The 14843-nt window shown below is 70.6% G+C and carries 12 protein-coding genes, 1 tRNA gene and 3 pseudogenes; 10 read left to right on the top strand and 6 right to left on the bottom strand.

Annotated features, from left to right (window positions below; translation table 11 throughout):
- Nucleotides 1-5: 5 nt before the first annotated feature.
- From GA0070624_RS00880 to GA0070624_RS00860, 5 genes are all read left to right on the top strand, one after another.
- A complete protein-coding gene (locus tag GA0070624_RS00880; RefSeq protein WP_091335726.1) occupies nt 6-1511 on the top strand; it encodes a complex I subunit 4 family protein in 1506 nt (501 codons plus the stop codon).
- Nucleotides 1512-1542: 31 nt separating this feature from the next.
- Nucleotides 1543-3015 (top strand): NADH-quinone oxidoreductase subunit N, encoded by a 1473-nt coding sequence (locus GA0070624_RS00875; protein ID WP_091335724.1) that lies wholly within the window; start codon nt 1543-1545, stop codon nt 3013-3015.
- A gap of 140 nt (nt 3016-3155) precedes the next feature.
- Complete coding sequence (htpX, locus tag GA0070624_RS00870; RefSeq protein ID WP_091335723.1) at nt 3156-4031, top strand: zinc metalloprotease HtpX; 876 nt, start codon at nt 3156-3158, stop codon at nt 4029-4031.
- Between the two features lie 167 nt (nt 4032-4198).
- Nucleotides 4199-5455 carry an MFS transporter gene (locus tag GA0070624_RS00865; RefSeq protein WP_091335721.1) on the top strand — a complete coding sequence of 419 codons (1257 nt, stop codon included), beginning with the start codon at nt 4199-4201 and terminating at the stop codon, nt 5453-5455.
- A 261-nt stretch (nt 5456-5716) separates the two neighbouring features.
- A complete protein-coding gene (locus tag GA0070624_RS00860; protein ID WP_091335719.1) occupies nt 5717-6880 on the top strand; it encodes a low temperature requirement protein A in 1164 nt (387 codons plus the stop codon).
- Between the two features lie 68 nt (nt 6881-6948).
- Here the strand turns inward: GA0070624_RS00860 and GA0070624_RS00855 are convergent, their stop codons facing one another.
- The 4 genes and pseudogenes from GA0070624_RS00855 to GA0070624_RS00840 all read right to left on the bottom strand — a co-directional run bounded on the left by GA0070624_RS00855 (nt 6949) and on the right by GA0070624_RS00840 (nt 9716).
- Nucleotides 6949-7695, bottom strand: coding sequence for an SDR family NAD(P)-dependent oxidoreductase (locus GA0070624_RS00855; RefSeq protein ID WP_091335717.1), 747 nt, complete (start codon nt 7693-7695; stop codon nt 6949-6951).
- Between the two features lie 147 nt (nt 7696-7842).
- Nucleotides 7843-8742 carry a LysR family transcriptional regulator gene (locus GA0070624_RS00850; protein ID WP_091335716.1) on the bottom strand — a complete coding sequence of 300 codons (900 nt, stop codon included), beginning with the start codon at nt 8740-8742 and terminating at the stop codon, nt 7843-7845.
- Nucleotides 8743-8805: 63 nt separating this feature from the next.
- Nucleotides 8806-9180: pseudogene (locus GA0070624_RS00845) on the bottom strand ((R)-mandelonitrile lyase); the annotation flags it as partial.
- Between the two features lie 41 nt (nt 9181-9221).
- Nucleotides 9222-9716, bottom strand: coding sequence for a YajQ family cyclic di-GMP-binding protein (locus tag GA0070624_RS00840; protein ID WP_091335712.1), 495 nt, complete (start codon nt 9714-9716; stop codon nt 9222-9224).
- Nucleotides 9717-9863: 147 nt separating this feature from the next.
- Between GA0070624_RS00840 and GA0070624_RS00835 the strand changes: the two genes are divergently transcribed.
- Nucleotides 9864-9947, top strand: a tRNA-Tyr gene (locus GA0070624_RS00835).
- A gap of 361 nt (nt 9948-10308) precedes the next feature.
- On the opposite strand, the gene GA0070624_RS35475 is transcribed toward GA0070624_RS00835, so the two are convergent.
- Nucleotides 10309-10599, bottom strand: a complete 291-nt coding sequence (locus tag GA0070624_RS35475) for a hypothetical protein (protein ID WP_245718605.1) — start codon at nt 10597-10599, stop codon at nt 10309-10311.
- A 33-nt stretch (nt 10600-10632) separates the two neighbouring features.
- On the opposite strand from GA0070624_RS35475, the pseudogene GA0070624_RS36695 reads away from it, so the two are divergent.
- Nucleotides 10633-10749: pseudogene (locus GA0070624_RS36695) on the top strand (hypothetical protein); the annotation flags it as partial.
- Nucleotides 10750-10849: 100 nt separating this feature from the next.
- Nucleotides 10850-11323 (top strand): annotated as a pseudogene (locus tag GA0070624_RS00825) (Tn3 family transposase); the annotation flags it as partial.
- Nucleotides 11324-11422: 99 nt separating this feature from the next.
- On the opposite strand, the gene GA0070624_RS00820 reads toward GA0070624_RS00825, so the two are convergent.
- Complete coding sequence (locus GA0070624_RS00820) at nt 11423-12007, bottom strand: DinB family protein (protein ID WP_091335710.1); 585 nt, start codon at nt 12005-12007, stop codon at nt 11423-11425.
- A 225-nt stretch (nt 12008-12232) separates the two neighbouring features.
- Here GA0070624_RS00820 and GA0070624_RS00815 point away from each other — a divergent pair, with 225 nt between their 5' ends.
- Together GA0070624_RS00815 and GA0070624_RS00810 are read left to right on the top strand one after the other, a co-directional pair.
- On the top strand, nt 12233-12862 hold the full coding sequence (locus GA0070624_RS00815; protein WP_176731545.1) for a site-specific integrase: 630 nt from the start codon (nt 12233-12235) through the stop codon (nt 12860-12862).
- Between the two features lie 122 nt (nt 12863-12984).
- Complete coding sequence (locus GA0070624_RS00810) at nt 12985-14328, top strand: NADP-dependent oxidoreductase (RefSeq protein ID WP_342672736.1); 1344 nt, start codon at nt 12985-12987, stop codon at nt 14326-14328.
- Nucleotides 14329-14843 lie beyond the last annotated feature (515 nt).

The raw sequence follows: 14843 nt of genomic DNA, 5'->3' as shown, positions 1-14843 counted from the left end.
TCGGCATGAGCCTTGGAGAGTTCCTGCTGGTCGCGGTGCTGGCGGTGCCCGCGCTCGGGGCGCTCGCCGTGGCCGCCACGCCCGGGGACCGGGCCGCCCGGCTGGTCGGCACCGTCGCCGCCGCGCTGACCCTGCTGGCGGCCGTCCCGCTGGTCACCGGCGAGCACGGCTGGTTCGGCTCTGGACCGCGGCCGGCCGTGCGGCCCTGGCACCAGCTCGACCTGCCCTGGGTGCCCGGCCTCGACCTGCGGTTCCACCTCGGCGTGGACGGCATCTCCTGGCCGCTGGTGGTGCTCACCGCCCTGCTCACCCTGCTCTGCTGCGGCTACACGCTCTGGCAGGTGCCCGCGGGCGGCGGCAGCGGACGGGCGCTGGTGGCGCTGCTGCTGGTCGTCGAGGTCGGCATCCTGGGCACCTTCCTCGCCCTGGACCTGGTGCTCTTCTTCGCCTTCTTCGAGGTCGTCCTCCTCCCCATGTACGCGATCATCGCCGGCTGGGGCGGCGAGGACCGGCGGCGGGCGGCCCGCAAGTTCGTCCTCTACACGCTCTTCGGCTCGGTGCTGCTGCTGGTCGGCGTCTACGTCGTGGTCGCCGCCGCCGGCACCGCCGACATCGTCGCGCTGACCGGCGGGGCCGGACTGCCTCGGGGCACCCAGCTCGCCGCCTTCACCCTGCTGGCGCTGGCCTTCGCGGTGAAGAGCCCACTCTGGCCGCTGCACTCCTGGCTGCCGGACGCGCACACCCAGGCACCGACGGTCGGCAGCGTGATCCTCGCCGGGGTGCTGCTCAAGATGGGCACGTACGGCCTGATCCGGGTGGCGGTCGGGGTGGCCCCGGAGGGCGCCCGCTGGGCCGCCCCGGTGCTCGGCGTGCTCGCCGTCGCCGCGATCCTGATCGGATCGCTGGTCTGCCTGGCGCAGGACGAGCTGAAGCGGCTGATCGCGTACTCCAGCGTGGGGCACATGGGCTTCGTGCTGCTCGGGGTGGCCACGCTCACTGCCACCGGCATCCAGGCGGCGCTGATCGGCAACATCGCGCACGGGGTGATCACCGGCCTGCTCTTCTTCCTGGCCGGGGCGGTCAAGGACCGTACCCACACCGGCGCGCTCGCCGACCTGTCCGGGCTGCGGGAGACCGCGCCCCGCCTCGCCGGCCTGCTCGGCTTCGCCGCCGTCGCCTCGCTCGGTCTGCCCGGGCTGGCCGGCTTCTGGGGCGAGGCGTTCGCCGTGATCGCCGCCGTGCGGCGGGGCGGCGGGCTCTGGACCACCCTGGCGGTGCTGGCCGCGATCGGCGGAGCGCTCACCGCCGCGTACTTCCTGCGGCTGCTGCGCCGGGTGACCCACGGGCGGCCCAGCACGGCGGTCGGTCGGCTGGCCCCGGGGCTGGCGGGAGCCGAGCTGACCGCCTGGGCGCCGCTGGTGCTCCTCGCGCTGGCCGTCGGCCTCGCCCCGGCGCTGGTGCTCGGCTACGCGTCCGGCCCGGTGAACGCCCTGGTGGAGGTGCTGCGGTGAGGTCGGCTCGGGGCGGGTGCGAGGTGGCGGCGTGAGCCTGGTGCAGAACGTGGACAACGTGGCGCTGCTGCCGGCCTATCTCGCCGCCGGCACGGCCGTGCTCGTGCTCCTGGCCGACCTGCTGGTGGCCCGGGCTGGCGCGACGGTGGCGGTGGCCGCCGCGGGCGCCGTCGCCACCGGGGTCGGCGCGGCAGTGGTGGGGGCGGCCGGGGAACGCCGCACCTTCTGCGTCGGCGCCGACTGCTCCTGGCTGTTCGGCGACCGGGCCGCCCTGGTCGCGGGGGTGTTCGCGCTGCTCACCCTCGGCGTGCTGGCGCTCTCCGGGCCGCTGCTGCGGGCCGGTCGGACGCCGGTGGGGGAGTACTGCTTCCTGCTCGCCTGCTCGATGACCGGCGGCGTGGTGCTCGGCGCGGCGGGGGACCTGATCACCCTGATCGTGGCGCTGGAGACGCTCACCCTGCCGCTCTACGTCCTCGTCGGGCTGCGGCGGGGCAGTCTGGCCAGCGCCGAGGCGGCGGTGACCTTCTTCGTGGTCAGCGTGGTGGCGACCACGCTCACCCTGCTCGGCGCGGCGCTGCTCTACGCGGTGACCGGCGGGCTGCACCTCGGCCGGCTCGGCGCGACCTTCGGGGAGCGGCCCGAGCTGCTGGACCTTCCGCTCACCACGGTCGCCGTGGCGCTGGTCGTGCTGGGGCTGGCCTTCAAGGTGGCGGCGGTGCCGTTCCACGCGTGGGCCCCGGCCACGTACGACGGGGCGCCGCTGCCGATTGCCGCGTACCTCTCCACGGCGTCGAAGCTGGGCGGGGTGGTCGCCCTGCTGGCGGTGGTGCAGACGGCCCTGCCGGCGACCGTCACGGGTCCGGTGCTGGCCCTGCTCGCGGTGCTCACCATGACCGTCGGCAACCTGGTGGCGCTGCGCCAGCGGCGTACCGTCCGGCTGCTCGCCTGGTCCTCGGTGGCCCAGGCCGGCTACATCCTCGCTCCGCTCGGCGCGCTGGCGCTGGCCGCCGGCCGCACCGCCGACGCCTGGGCCGGCGCGTACGCGGCCGCGGTCGCGTACGCGGTCTTCTTCGTCGTCCTGGAGCTGGCCGCCTTCGCGTCGGTGGTGGCCCTGCGCCCGCCGGACGCCGACGGCGGCACCCTGGACGACCTCCGCGGGGCGGCCCGCCGGCACCCGTGGGTCGGGGCGGCGCTCGCGCTCGCACTGGTCGGGCTGGCCGGACTGCCGCCGGGGCTGGCCGGGCTCTTCGCCAAGGTGACCGTGGTCCGCGCGCTGCTGGACGGCGGCGCGGGCTGGCTCGCCCTGGTGGTGGCGATCAACGCGGTGATCGGTCTGGCCTACTACCTCCGGCTCGCCGCCACCCTCTACGCCCCGCCGACACCTGACGCGGTCGTCGATCGTCCTCGTCCGCCCCGGGTAGTGACGTTGGCCCTGGCCGTCGCCACCGCCATCGCCGTGCTCGTCGGCTTCGCCCCGCAGCTCGTGCTGGACCTCGCCGGCTGAAGCCCATCGACACCACCCGTACCGCCAGTAGGCAGTAGTTCTCAGGCAACTATCAGCAATGAGCAGGATGGTTGACGGGTAACCGGTTGTTGAACCGGTCAGCGGAGCCCCCCGCGGGTCCGCGCACCGAAGGAGCGATCGTGCATCACAACCGTCTCAAGACCGCAGCGCTGCTCGGCCTGTTGACCTCGCTGATCCTCGCGGTCGGCTACTGGTTCGGCGGGAGCGGCGGTCTCGTCTTCGCCGTCGTCGTCTCGTTGCTGATGAACGGCGTGACCTACTTCTACTCCGACAAGCTCGCGCTGCGCTCGATGCGGGCGCAACCGGTCAGCGAGGCAGAGTTCCCCGAGCTGTACCGGATGGTGCGGGAGCTGGCCACCGAGGCGCGGCAGCCGATGCCCCGCCTCTACGTCAGCCCGACCTCGCAGCCCAACGCGTTCGCCACCGGGCGCAACCCGCAGAACGCGGCGGTCTGCGTCACGCAGGGCATCACCGAGATCCTCGACTACCGCGAGCTGCGCGGGGTGATCGGGCACGAACTCTCGCACGTCTACAACCGGGACATCCTCATCTCCAGCGTGGCCGCCGGTCTGGCCGGCATCATCACCGCGCTGGCGAACATCGCCTGGTTCATCCCGCTCGGCGGTGGGGACGACGAGGACGGCCCGAACCCGGCCGTGCTGCTGCTCACCCTGATCCTCGGCCCGATCGCGGCGACCATCATCCAGCTCGCGATCAGCCGGAGCCGGGAGTTCCAGGCCGACGAGTCCGGCGCCCAGCTCACCCGCGACCCGCTGGCCCTGGCCAGCGCCCTGCGGAAGATCCACATGGGCACCCAGCGTCGTCCGCTGCCCGCCCAGGGCCAGCTGGCCAGCACCGCCCACCTGATGATCGACAACCCGTTCCGGGGCGGCGCTATCGCCTCGCTCTTCTCCACCCACCCGCGGATGGAGGAGCGGGTCGCCCGGCTGGAGCAGATGGCCGGCAGCGCCGGCCCGGTGCAGTTCCAGCGCTGACGCACTGAGCGCCGTCCGCCCGTGCCCGGTCCGCCGGGCACGGGCGGATGTCTTTTCGGGTACGTCCAGCGCCCGCGGCGGTGTGCGGGCTCTAATCGTTTCCCCTCCGGCACGCCGGGCGTTAGGGTCGAAACGTCTCTCACTCATTACATCCCTGGAGGTCGACGGTGGTCGCACTGCGCCAGTACCTGGGCGTCTGGCGGATCCCCGGAGCCCCGATGCTGCTGATCGCCGGCATCATCGGCCGGCTCGGGATCGGCATGACGCCGCTGGCGCTGCTGCTCGTCGTCGAGGAGGTGACCGACCGGTACTCGCTCGCCGCAGTCGCCGGCGGCATCTACGCCCTCTCCGGTGCCGCCCTGAGCCCGGTCGCCGGTCGGATCGCCGACCGGGTCGGGCCCACGCCGGTCCTGCTGACCACGGCCGTCGCCCACCCCCTGGCGCTGTTCGGGCTGCTCTGGGCGAGCCGGTCAACCGGCAGCCTGGCCCTGATCTACCTGGCCGCCGGGATCGCGGGCGCCACCTACCCGCCGCTGACCGCCGCGATCCGGGGCGCCTGGAACGACCTCACCGGGCCGTCCTCCGGCCGCTTCCACCTGCGGAACACGGCCCTGGCGGCGGAGACCTCCCTCTTCGAGATCGTGTTCGTGCTCGGCCCGCTGCTGGTCGCCGCGTTCGTGCTGGTCGCCGACGCGGCCGCCGCCCTGGTCGGCGCTGCGGTGGTCACCCTGCTCGGGACCGGTGCGGTGGCGCTCGGCCGGGTGATGCGCGGGTGGCAGCCGCACCCGCACGAGCACCACGCCAAGGGACTCGGCCCGCTGCGGGTCGGGGGCTTCCCGGCGCTGCTGCTCTGCGTCGCCAGCCTCGGCATCGCGTTCGGCGCCGCCGGGGTGATCGTGCCGGCCTTCGCCGGCAACGCCACGATCGAGGACCCGGAGAGCCTCGCCGGCCTGCTGCTGGCCGTCTGGGGCATCGGCAGCGCTACCGGCGGCTTCTGGTTCGGCGTACGCAAGCCGGCCCGGAACATGACCCGCCAGTTCGCCTGGCTGCTTGGCGCGGTGGCCGCGAGCTTCGCGGTCTTCGCGGTGATGCCGACTCCGCTGGCGCTCGGGGTCGCGCTGGTGCTCGGCGGAGCCACCATCGCCCCCGCGCTCACCCTGGAGAACACCCTGGTCGGCCGGATCGCCCCGACCGGCATGCTGAACGAGGCGTACACCTGGGTGGTCACCATGTCGGTGGCGGCGAGCGCCGCCGGCGGCGCGGTGGCCGGCCTGATCGTGGACCACGGCGGCGGCGTGCCGTGGGCCTTCCTGTTCGCCGGGGCGGCGGTCGCCGTCGGGGCCGCGGTCGCCGCGCTGCCCGCCGGCCCGATCGCCCGGGCGGAGGCCTCCGCGGTACGCGCCGAGCAGACGCTCGCCGCCTGAATCCTCCTCGACCGGCTGACCGCTTGACCCGTCGTGCCTTCGGCGGGTGGTCTCAAGGCGGACCGCCGGGGTAACAGCCGGTCATGTTCGTCTTCTTCTCGAACCGAATCGGGTGCCTCAGCTCGCTCCTGATCAGCGCCATCCTGACCGTGGTGCTGCTGCTGGTGTTCTCGCGCTGACCTGTTCCCGGGCCGGGTCGCCTTCGCCTGATTTAACTAAAACTGCTATAAACCCGTCAATTCGGATAGTTAGCCTGGCGCGGTGGAGGGTAGGCGGGCCCGCAGGCGCTCACTGATTCATGGCTACGGTGCGGCGCGGCGGTCCAGCTGGCTGGAACTCTTCTTCGACCTGGTGTTCGTTGTCGCCGTGTTCCGGCTCGGCCAGTTGCTGGTGGACGATCCGTCGCTGCGCGGCGTGCTGATCTTTGCCGGTTTGCTGAGCACGATCTGGTGGTTGTGGTTCAGCTTCTCCTATTTCGCCGACCTCTTCGACGACGACCGCCCACCCAGCCGTCTGGTGCAGCTGACCGCGATGCTGGGGGTACTGGTACTGGCCGCCTCGCTCTCCGGCGGGGTGGCCGACGACGCAGACCGCTTCGCGGTGACGTACGGGCTGTTGTTGGCACTGCTCACCGCGATGTACGGGGTTGTCGGGTGGATCGACGTCGAGGCACGGGACTTCTGCTGGTGGAACGCCGTCGGGTTCCTGTCCGGGGCCGTGCTCTGGTTCGGCTCGCTCCTGGCCCCCGCACCAGGCCGCTACTGGGTGTGGGGCGTCGCGCTCGTGGTCAACTCCTTGGTCTCCGGACCACTGGCCTACGGCTGGGTGCGCCGGGCGCCGACGCAGACGTCGCACATGCCGGAGCGGTTTGGTCTGTTCACCATCGTCGTGCTCGGGGAGGCCGTGCTGGCGGTCGCCAACGGAATCGACGCCACGGGTTGGCGACCGGTGGCGGTCGCGATCGGTGTTGGCGGCTTCGTCATCGCGAGCGGGGTGTGGTGGGTGTACTTCATCGCCACGTTCGATCGCGAGGCGGGCAATCGGGTGCTCCGTGCCGGCCGGAGAGCAGTCATCCGGAGCTACCTGTACGCCTACGGCCACTTGCTGGTTTACGGCTCGATCGTGGCTGCGGCCGTCGCCGTCGAGTTGGCTGCCCAGGAGTCGGCACATCATGGACACGGCGTGGCCGGGCGGCTGCTGGGGGGCGCCCAGCTGGTGATGATGGGCAGCTGCGTCGTCATCTATCGCGGGATCGGCGTATCGGTCAGCCAGCGGGTCGCGGTGGCGCAGGCCGGGTTGGCACTCGTCGCGCTGGTGGTCGCATTCGGGGGACTGCCGCCGCTGCTGGCGGTGCTGCTCAGCGCGGCGGCCTGGGTGGTGTTGGCGGCTGTTGAGCAGGCCGATGCCTCGGCCCGGCATCGTTGACGGACCGACGGCGGCCTGCCCCAGCGGGTGAACCGTGGAGCAGGCCGCAGCGTTGTGCCGGGCCGGGCTCAGACGGCGATTCGTCCACCGTCGACGGGCAGGACCGCGCCGTGCACGAAGCTCGACCGGTCGGTGGCCAGGAAGGCGATCGCCTCGGCGATCTCCTCGGCCGTGCCGGGACGTCCGGCGGGTGCCGTGGCGGCCAGTTGGTCGAGGCCGTCCCCCATTCCGGAGGTGCCTTCGGTACGCGTCGGGCCTGGGCTGACCGCGTTCACCCGGACGCCCTGCGGCCCGTACTCGGCGGCCCAGGACTTGGTGAGCAACACCAGCGCGGCCTTGCTGGAACCGTACAGGCCCATCCCGGGGTCCCCGAACTCCGCGACCATCGTGGTCACGTTGATGATCGCACCCCGGCCGCGCTTCGCCATCTCCGGCGCGAGCTCGGCGACCAGGAAGTACGGCGCCTTCACATTCAGCGCGAACACCGAGTCGAAGTCCTGCTCGGTCGTCTGCTCGGTCGGGCCGAACGGGTAGATGCCGGCGTTGTTGACCAGCACGTCGACCTGACCCACCAGCTCCCTGGCCCGCGCGGCCAGCGACCGCGCGGATGCCTCGTCACGCAGGTCGGTGGCCACGAAGTCGGCCCGGCCGCCGGCCGCGCGGATGTCCCGGACCACCTGGTTTCCCCGGACCTCGTCCCGCCCGGAGATGACCACGTGCGCGCCGCGGCCGGCGAGCGCGATCGCGGTGGCGCGGCCGATGCCGCTGGTGCCACCGGTCACCAACGCCGACTTTCCCTGCAGTTCTGACGTCATCTCTTCACCCACATCTGTAGAAGGAAAGGGCTTCGGTCGGGCCTGTCCCGACCGGTGGGTGTAAGTCGCTCAAGCGCTGAAGCTTTCCCGTTGGGCTGTTCGAGCGGCTTATGGCGCCTATAAGCGGAGCGGGTCTCCCGGCGGGGCCTACTCCGACCCGAGATGCTCGATGGTGGCGATGAGGTGGCCGAGGTCGCGGCGGCGCGAACTGGCGGGCCACACCGCCCAGGTACGCCGGACCAGCGGATGCCCGACCAGCGGTGCCCAGGTGACGGATTCCGGCATCGGTGCTGACCAGTTGGGCGGTGCGAGGGCGAAGGCTCCGCCGGCTGCCACGGCCGCGAGTTTCACCTCGGCGATCAGTTCCTGTCCCTCCGGCGGGGTGGGTCCCAGATCCAGCCCGTGGCTGCGCAGGATCGCGGTGAGCTCGTCGTACCAGGCGGGGCTGCCGGCACGGGGGAAGCCGACCCAGTCCAGCCCGGCGAGTGCGTCCAGCCGGATTCCCTTCGGTCCGGCGATCTTCGCGGCCTGGTCGGTGGCCAGCAGCACGCCCAGGCGTTCCTCGACGACCAGCACGGCGTCCAGGTCCTGGCCGATCGGGTGTTCCCGGACCAGCCCGACATCGATTTCCCCGGCGCGCAACGCGGCGAACTGCGCCGCGGTGGACATGTGCAGTGCCTGAACCCTCGTGTCCGGGTAGTTCGCCGCGAGGTCGGCGAGCGGCCGGGACAGCAGGCCCGCGGGCAGCTCCAGCGGTATCCCGAGCCGCAGCACTCGTCCGCCCGCCCCGCTGTGCCGGGCGACGGCGGTCATCGCCTGGTCGTGCCGCGCGAGCACCGCGCGAGCCTCGGCCAGCAACGTCATGCCCGCCTCGGTGGCCTGCACGCCGGTGCTGCTGCGCACGAGCAGTTGGACACCGAGTTGTCGTTCCAGCGCGTTCATGGTCTGCGAGAGAGCGGGCTGGCTCACGTGCAGTCGCCGGGCGGCCGCGGAGAGGCTCCCTTCCTCGATGACCGCGACGAACGCCCGCATCTCCCGCAGCTCCATCCACCCATCACACCACCCGCTTTGCCGGCGGCTCGCGCCGCATGACGGAGCTCGTGCCAGTCGTCAGCGGACGCGGTACTCGTCGTCGGTGACCAGATCGCCCCAGTCGGACTCCGGCCCTTGACCTTCGCCCGGGCCTTCCCACATGGCGATGTGCGTCATGAAATGGTCCGGCGCCGCGCCGTGCCAATGCCACTCGCCCGGGGGCGTGTAGATGACGTCGCCGGGGCGGATCTTGATGATCTCGCCGCCGCGGGACTGGATGAGCCCGAGACCCTCAGTCACGTACAGCGTCTGCCCGACCGCGTGCGAGTGCCAGGCCGTGCGCGAACCGGGCGCGAACCGCACGGTGTTGACACGCATGCGCGACGGCTCCTCCCCCTTCGCGATCACGTCGAACCACACGTCACCGGTGAACATCTGCGCGGCCCAGGTTGCAGCGGGTGAGCGAGCTGCTGATCGGCCGAGGCGACGGCGGCTTACCGGTAGTTGGTGAACTGCAGGGCGACCCCGAAGTCCTCGCCCTTGAGCAGCGCGATGACCGCCTGGAGGTCGTCCTTCTTCTTGCCGGTGACCCGGAGCTGGTCGCCCTGGATCTGCGCCTGGACGCCCTTCGGGCCCTCTTCGCGGATCTTCTTGCTGATCGCCTTGGCCTTGTCTGACTCGATGCCCTGGATGATCTTGGCATCGATCTTGAAAACCTTGCCCGAGGGGCGCGGATCCCCGGCGTCCAGCGACTTCAGCGAGATGTTCCGCTTTACCAGTTTCTCCTTGAAGACCTCCAGCGCGGCCCGGACCCGCTCCTCGGTCTCCGCCTGGAGGCTGATCGCCTCCTCGCCCGACCAGGAGATCTCCGCGTCGGTGCCCCGGAAGTCGAACCGCGTCGCGAGTTCCTTCTCCGCCTGGCGGAGGGCGTTGTCGGCCTCCTGCCGGTCGACCTTGCTCACGATGTCGAACGACGGGTTCGCTGCCATGCTCATGCTCCTGCTGTCCGGCGGTCTGTCACGTTCCGTCCCCCGCTGACCAGCGGTACGACCCCCTGACGGTACCCGGTTGCAGAGATCCCGGGGGGAGCCGCTATCCTTGCTTCGGCTGCCGCGCGCGTCGTGGCGCGACATCCTGGCGGGTTGCCCGAGCGGCCAATGGGAGCGGACTGTAAATCCGTCGCGAAAGCTACAGAGGTTCGAATCCTCTACCCGCCACCAGGGACAAGCAAGGCCCCTGACCTGCGAAAACGCAAGTCAGGGGCCTTGCTGTGTGTCGCTGCTGTTTGACCACCGTTGCGCCCGGCTAGCCGTCCCATCGGGCACGTAGCAGGCACGGAGGGGCCTACCATGCCTGACAACCTTCCGCGGTTCCCGCGAGCCGAGATCATTCAGCGGTTCGGCGATGAGCCCTACCCGAGAGGGGCAGCGATCTGTCGCTCGGGTCACGTACTGTCCATGTCCCTTGGCCTCGGTGACCCGGTCACGTCCCGCGGCGTGGTGTAGATCGCCTGCGTGGGGCTCTGTGCGCTGTTCAGTTTTCCGGTTCGCTGTCGCGCTGACAACGAGTCTGGCTATGCGGCTATGAGTTCGCCGGTGGCGGCGGTCTTCGGGGTGGGTTGATCTGGGCCATGGAGCCTTCGGCGAGGTAGCGGCGGTCGCCGGTTTGCCATTCGTCGTGGGCTTCGACCAGGACGGCGCCAGCCGGCACGAGGCTGATGAGGCGACCGCCACGGCGATGAAGGAGGTGCTGCTGCGCTGGGGCAAGCTGGAGAACCCTCTCGCCTACGCCCGCCGGGCGGTGATCAGCAACTTCCTGAAGGAGAAGACCCGCAACCTCGATCGGATACGCCGGCGGCAGGTCGAGAAGCACGCCGGAACCGCCGAGTGCCGCGAGGATCCCGGCATGACCGTCTGGGAGGACCGCGAGTGGGTCATGCAGATGCTGAACTCACTCCCACCCGGGCAGCGCAACGTGATGGCCTTCATCGTCGACGGCTTCACCCCCACCGAGATCGCCGCGTTGCTGGGCCGCTCACCGGCCGCGATCCGCCAGAGCCTGCATGACGCCCGGCTACGGCTCACCGAGGCGCTGCGGCGCGAACGGGCTGCCGAGCAGGCGCCCGACTCCGCTGGGTGCGGCGTTCGCGGAGTACGGGCGGATCGCCAAGACCGAGCACCTGCTGCGCGTGGTCGACCCGGTCGACGGCACCTACCGGAGGCAGATGAACCGGCAGCTCACCGTCCAGGAATCCCACCACAAGCTGGCCCGGGACGTGTGCCACGGCAAGCGCGGCACCATCCACCAGGCGTACCGGGACGGCATGGAGGACCAGCTCGGCTCGCTCGGCCTGGTCCTCAACGCAATCGTGCTCTGGACGACCCGTTACATCGACGCCGCCGTCGCCCAGCTCCAGGCCGAGGGCCACGAGATCCGCGAGGAGGACATCACCCGGCTCTCCCCGCTCAAGCACCGCAACCTGAACTTGCTCGGCCGCTACAGCTTCACCGCCTCGACCCCGGCCGCCGGCGCCCTGCGCCCGCTGCGCGACCCGGACGCGCCCGAGCTGGACGAGGACGACGAAGGCGTGGACTGAACGCCCACATCGGGTGACGCGGGCATATCAGGTGGCCGGGTGCTCGGAAATCGCAAGCGCCGGCAGGGGAGCTGATGTCAGGCTGCCTGGTATGTCTAACTAAGCCTTGATTGGTGCGGCCGACCTGGCGGCCTGCTCGATCTTCGCGCAGTAGGCTGCACGGGCTTCCTCGTCGATCTGCTTCTCGTGTTCGGCGCGCAACCCGGTCCGGCCGTCGAGGCCCTCGCGCAGGATATCGGCGTGCCCGGCATGCCGGATGGACTCGCCGAGGACATGGACCATGATGGCGAACAGGTTCGTGTCGGCATAAGGCTCCGGCCACCACGGCACGTGGCCGGGGGCGTCGAGGGGAAGCTCGTTGATCGTCGCGTCCGAGTGTTCCCACGTGCGCCGGTAGAACGCGATGATCTGATCGCGGGTCTCGTCCTCGGTCGCCCACAGATCGCTGCCGTTGGAGTCCTGCCACCGGGGCAGCGGTTCCGGGGAAGGGCGGTCGAAGACCTCGCCGAAGTACCTGGCCTCGACGGTGGCCACGTGTTTGACCAGGCCGAGGAGGTTGGTCCCGGTCGCTGTCAAAGGTCGGCGGGCGTCGTATTCGGACAAGCCGTCGAGTTTCCAGAGCAGCGCCTTGCGGTCCCGCCGCAGTCTCCCGTGCAGGTTGGCTTTCGCGAATTCATCGTTCATGCGGCATGAGCCTGCCATGGGCTACTCGTGGTCTCAAGATCCGTACGTGGTCCGCAACGACTGGCAGAGCCGAGGCCTGGCCATGGCCGCCGTTGTTCACGCTCACGGACAGCACTGCCTCGGGGCGAAGAGCGGGCGCCTGCGGGGGGATTTGTACCTGAGGGGCTTCCGCATCGCCCGGGCTGAACGCCCCGAAGCGTGCGACCTCTGCGGCCATCTCCATCCGTGGTCGGCCTCGCCCTAGGCGCGACCCTCCTGGTCCTGGTCCTCGCCTACGGTGGGCTGCGGATCGGGGAGGCGCTGTGCCTGCGGCGACGGCACGTCCATGTCACCGATGGCCGGATGACCGTGGCCGAGTCGGTCGCCCAGCTCCCCGGCGGCCCGGTCATCGACACCCCGAAGAGTCACCAGCGGCGGGAACTCGCGCTGCCGGCCTTCGTGGTCGACCGGCTCCGCCAGCATCTCGCCGAGCTGCCCAAGGAGCCGGACGCCTTCCTCTTCCCCAGCCGGCAGCAGCGGACCGCTGACCGCCCGCAGAGCTACAACGGCTGGAAGTACCGCTTTGACCGTGCGGTCGAGCGGGCCGGCCTAACCGACCTCATCCCGCACGACGTTCGGGCAACGCACGGTAGCTGGGTGGCTGACTCTCACGGCGTCCTGGTCGCCGCCCGCCGGCTCGGCCACTCCAACGCCAGCGTCACGACCCGGCACTACGCCCGAGCAGTCGACGGCCGCGACGCCGAGGTGGCCGCCTTCCTGGACCGGGCACGCAGGGCCGAAGATCGTTCCGAGGGGGCACGCAACGGGCACGCGGGGGAGCCTGAACCGGCCGACGGCAGAGAAAAGCGGCGCTGAGCTGGGCGAACTTTCATCTATGACCTTGATAACGGGCAAAACTGTTAATCCGTCGCGAAAGCTACAGAGGTTCGAATCCTCTACCCGCCACCAGGTGCAAGAACGGCCCCTGACCAGCAGAAATGCGGTCGGGGGCCGATCTTGTTTGGTCCCGCCGAGTCCAGCCATTACCCGCCGTCGCTCACGGTTCCGGGGCGTATCGGGGGGAGGACCGGGAGCCTGGCTCATGGGTCGGGAAAACGGACAACAGCAGCATCCGACCTAGTGCCTCGTCTTTGCACGTTGATCGTGTAATCCGCACGTGCTTGGCTTCGGCGGTCGCCGCCAGACGACCGCCGCGTGCTGCTGCCCCGGAGCCCCTGATCCAGCGCGCTTCTGCGCCGAAGGGGCAAGGGTTACGGAAGTCCGACAGGCGGCTGCCGAACCGCCAGATAATGCGGGAGTTAGCCTGCGGTTTATCCCCAGGGGCGGCGGGCAGGCTGATCGACATGCGGTCGGGAGGGAGCAGCAGTCGGATGAGCACGATGCATGCCGTGAGAGCTCACACCAGAGGCGGGCCGGAGCAGCTCGTGTACGAGGAGGCGCCGCGGCCTGAGCCGGGGCCTGGTGAGGTGTTGGTGGCCGTGAAGTCTGCTTCCATGACACCCACCGAGCTCACCTGGCCGCAGACTTGGACGTACAGCTCGGACGGGTCAGGACCTGAGCGCACTCCGGTCATCCCATCGCATGAGTTCTCCGGAGTCGTCGCGGCGTCCGGGACGGGGGTGGAGAGCCCCGCCGAGGGGGAGGCCGTCTACGGCTTGATCCCTTTCACCCGCGATGGCGCGGCGGCCGAGTACGTCGCCCTGCCCGCGGCCGTCCTGGCGGCCAAACCCGCCACCGTTGACCACGACCACGCCGCGGCGCTCCCACTGGCCGCGTTGAGTGCCTGGCAGGCACTGGTGGACCACGCCGACCTGCAGGCCGGCCAGCACGTGCTGGTGCAGGGCGGCGCCGGCGGCGTGGGGATCTTCGTGGTGCAGCTCGCGGCCGGTCTCGGTGCTCGCGTGAGCGCCACGGCGGCGGCGGCCGACCTGGAATTCGTCAAGGGTCTGGGTGCCGAGCAGGTCATCGACTATGCGCACGACCGCTTCGAGGATCACGTTCGCGACGTGGACGTGGTCGTTGATCTTGTCGGAGGAGCCACGCAGGCGCGGTCCTGGTCGGTCCTGAAACCGGGCGGTGTCCTGGTCACCCTCGTCACCCCACCCGACCAGCAGGAAGCAGCCCGGCATGGCGTTCGTGGCGTGTACTTCATCGTCGAGCCCGACCAGAACGCGTTGCGTTCCATCGCCGAGCTCGTCGATAACGGCCGGTTGAGGCCGGTGCTGGACCGCGTACTGCCCCTCACTGAGACGCGCTCAGGTTATGAGGCGCTCGAGACGGCCAAACGCCGCGGTAAGGTCGTCATCCACGTCGCTGACTAGTCACTGCCGTCGGTGCCGCTGTGGGCACCTGCGGCCAGCTGTTCGGTGACGGGATCCGGTCGGCCCGCAGGCCCGGACTACTCGCTTACAACGCGCTTTCGGCGAGCGTCGTACCGTCTGCTGATGTCCACCCGGTTCGGGCTCGACCCGACCGGTGTCCGCACCGTCCGGCGTCGGCCGCCACCGTTGATGCCGACGACTGATGTCAAGTTGCCTCCCCGCCCGGCGCTCGGCTGACCGAGGGGCGGTTCGTGCACTTCCGCTGGAAGTAAGAGCCCAGCCTTCCGGCCTCCCACGCGACCCCCGGCGTGCATCCCGACCTGCGGAATCGTGTTCCGTCGGTTTCCGGTATCTTCCGCCGTTTCTCGTGCTCGGTTGTGCTGGATCTGTGCCCTGTGATCATGATCGGCTACCCAGCTTCCGCAGCCGGTCGATGTCGAGCAGCGCCGCCGGGCCGGCGTCGAGCAGCTGGCGGCGCGGGCCAGTGGCGCGTTGAAGTTCACGGCAACGCCCGG

The organism is Micromonospora rhizosphaerae (genome assembly GCF_900091465.1).
GTDB classification, from domain to species: Bacteria; Actinomycetota; Actinomycetes; order Mycobacteriales; family Micromonosporaceae; genus Micromonospora; species Micromonospora rhizosphaerae.
The sequence above is the reverse complement of the archived record's forward strand: the minus strand, read 5'-3'. Positions and strand labels throughout refer to the sequence as shown.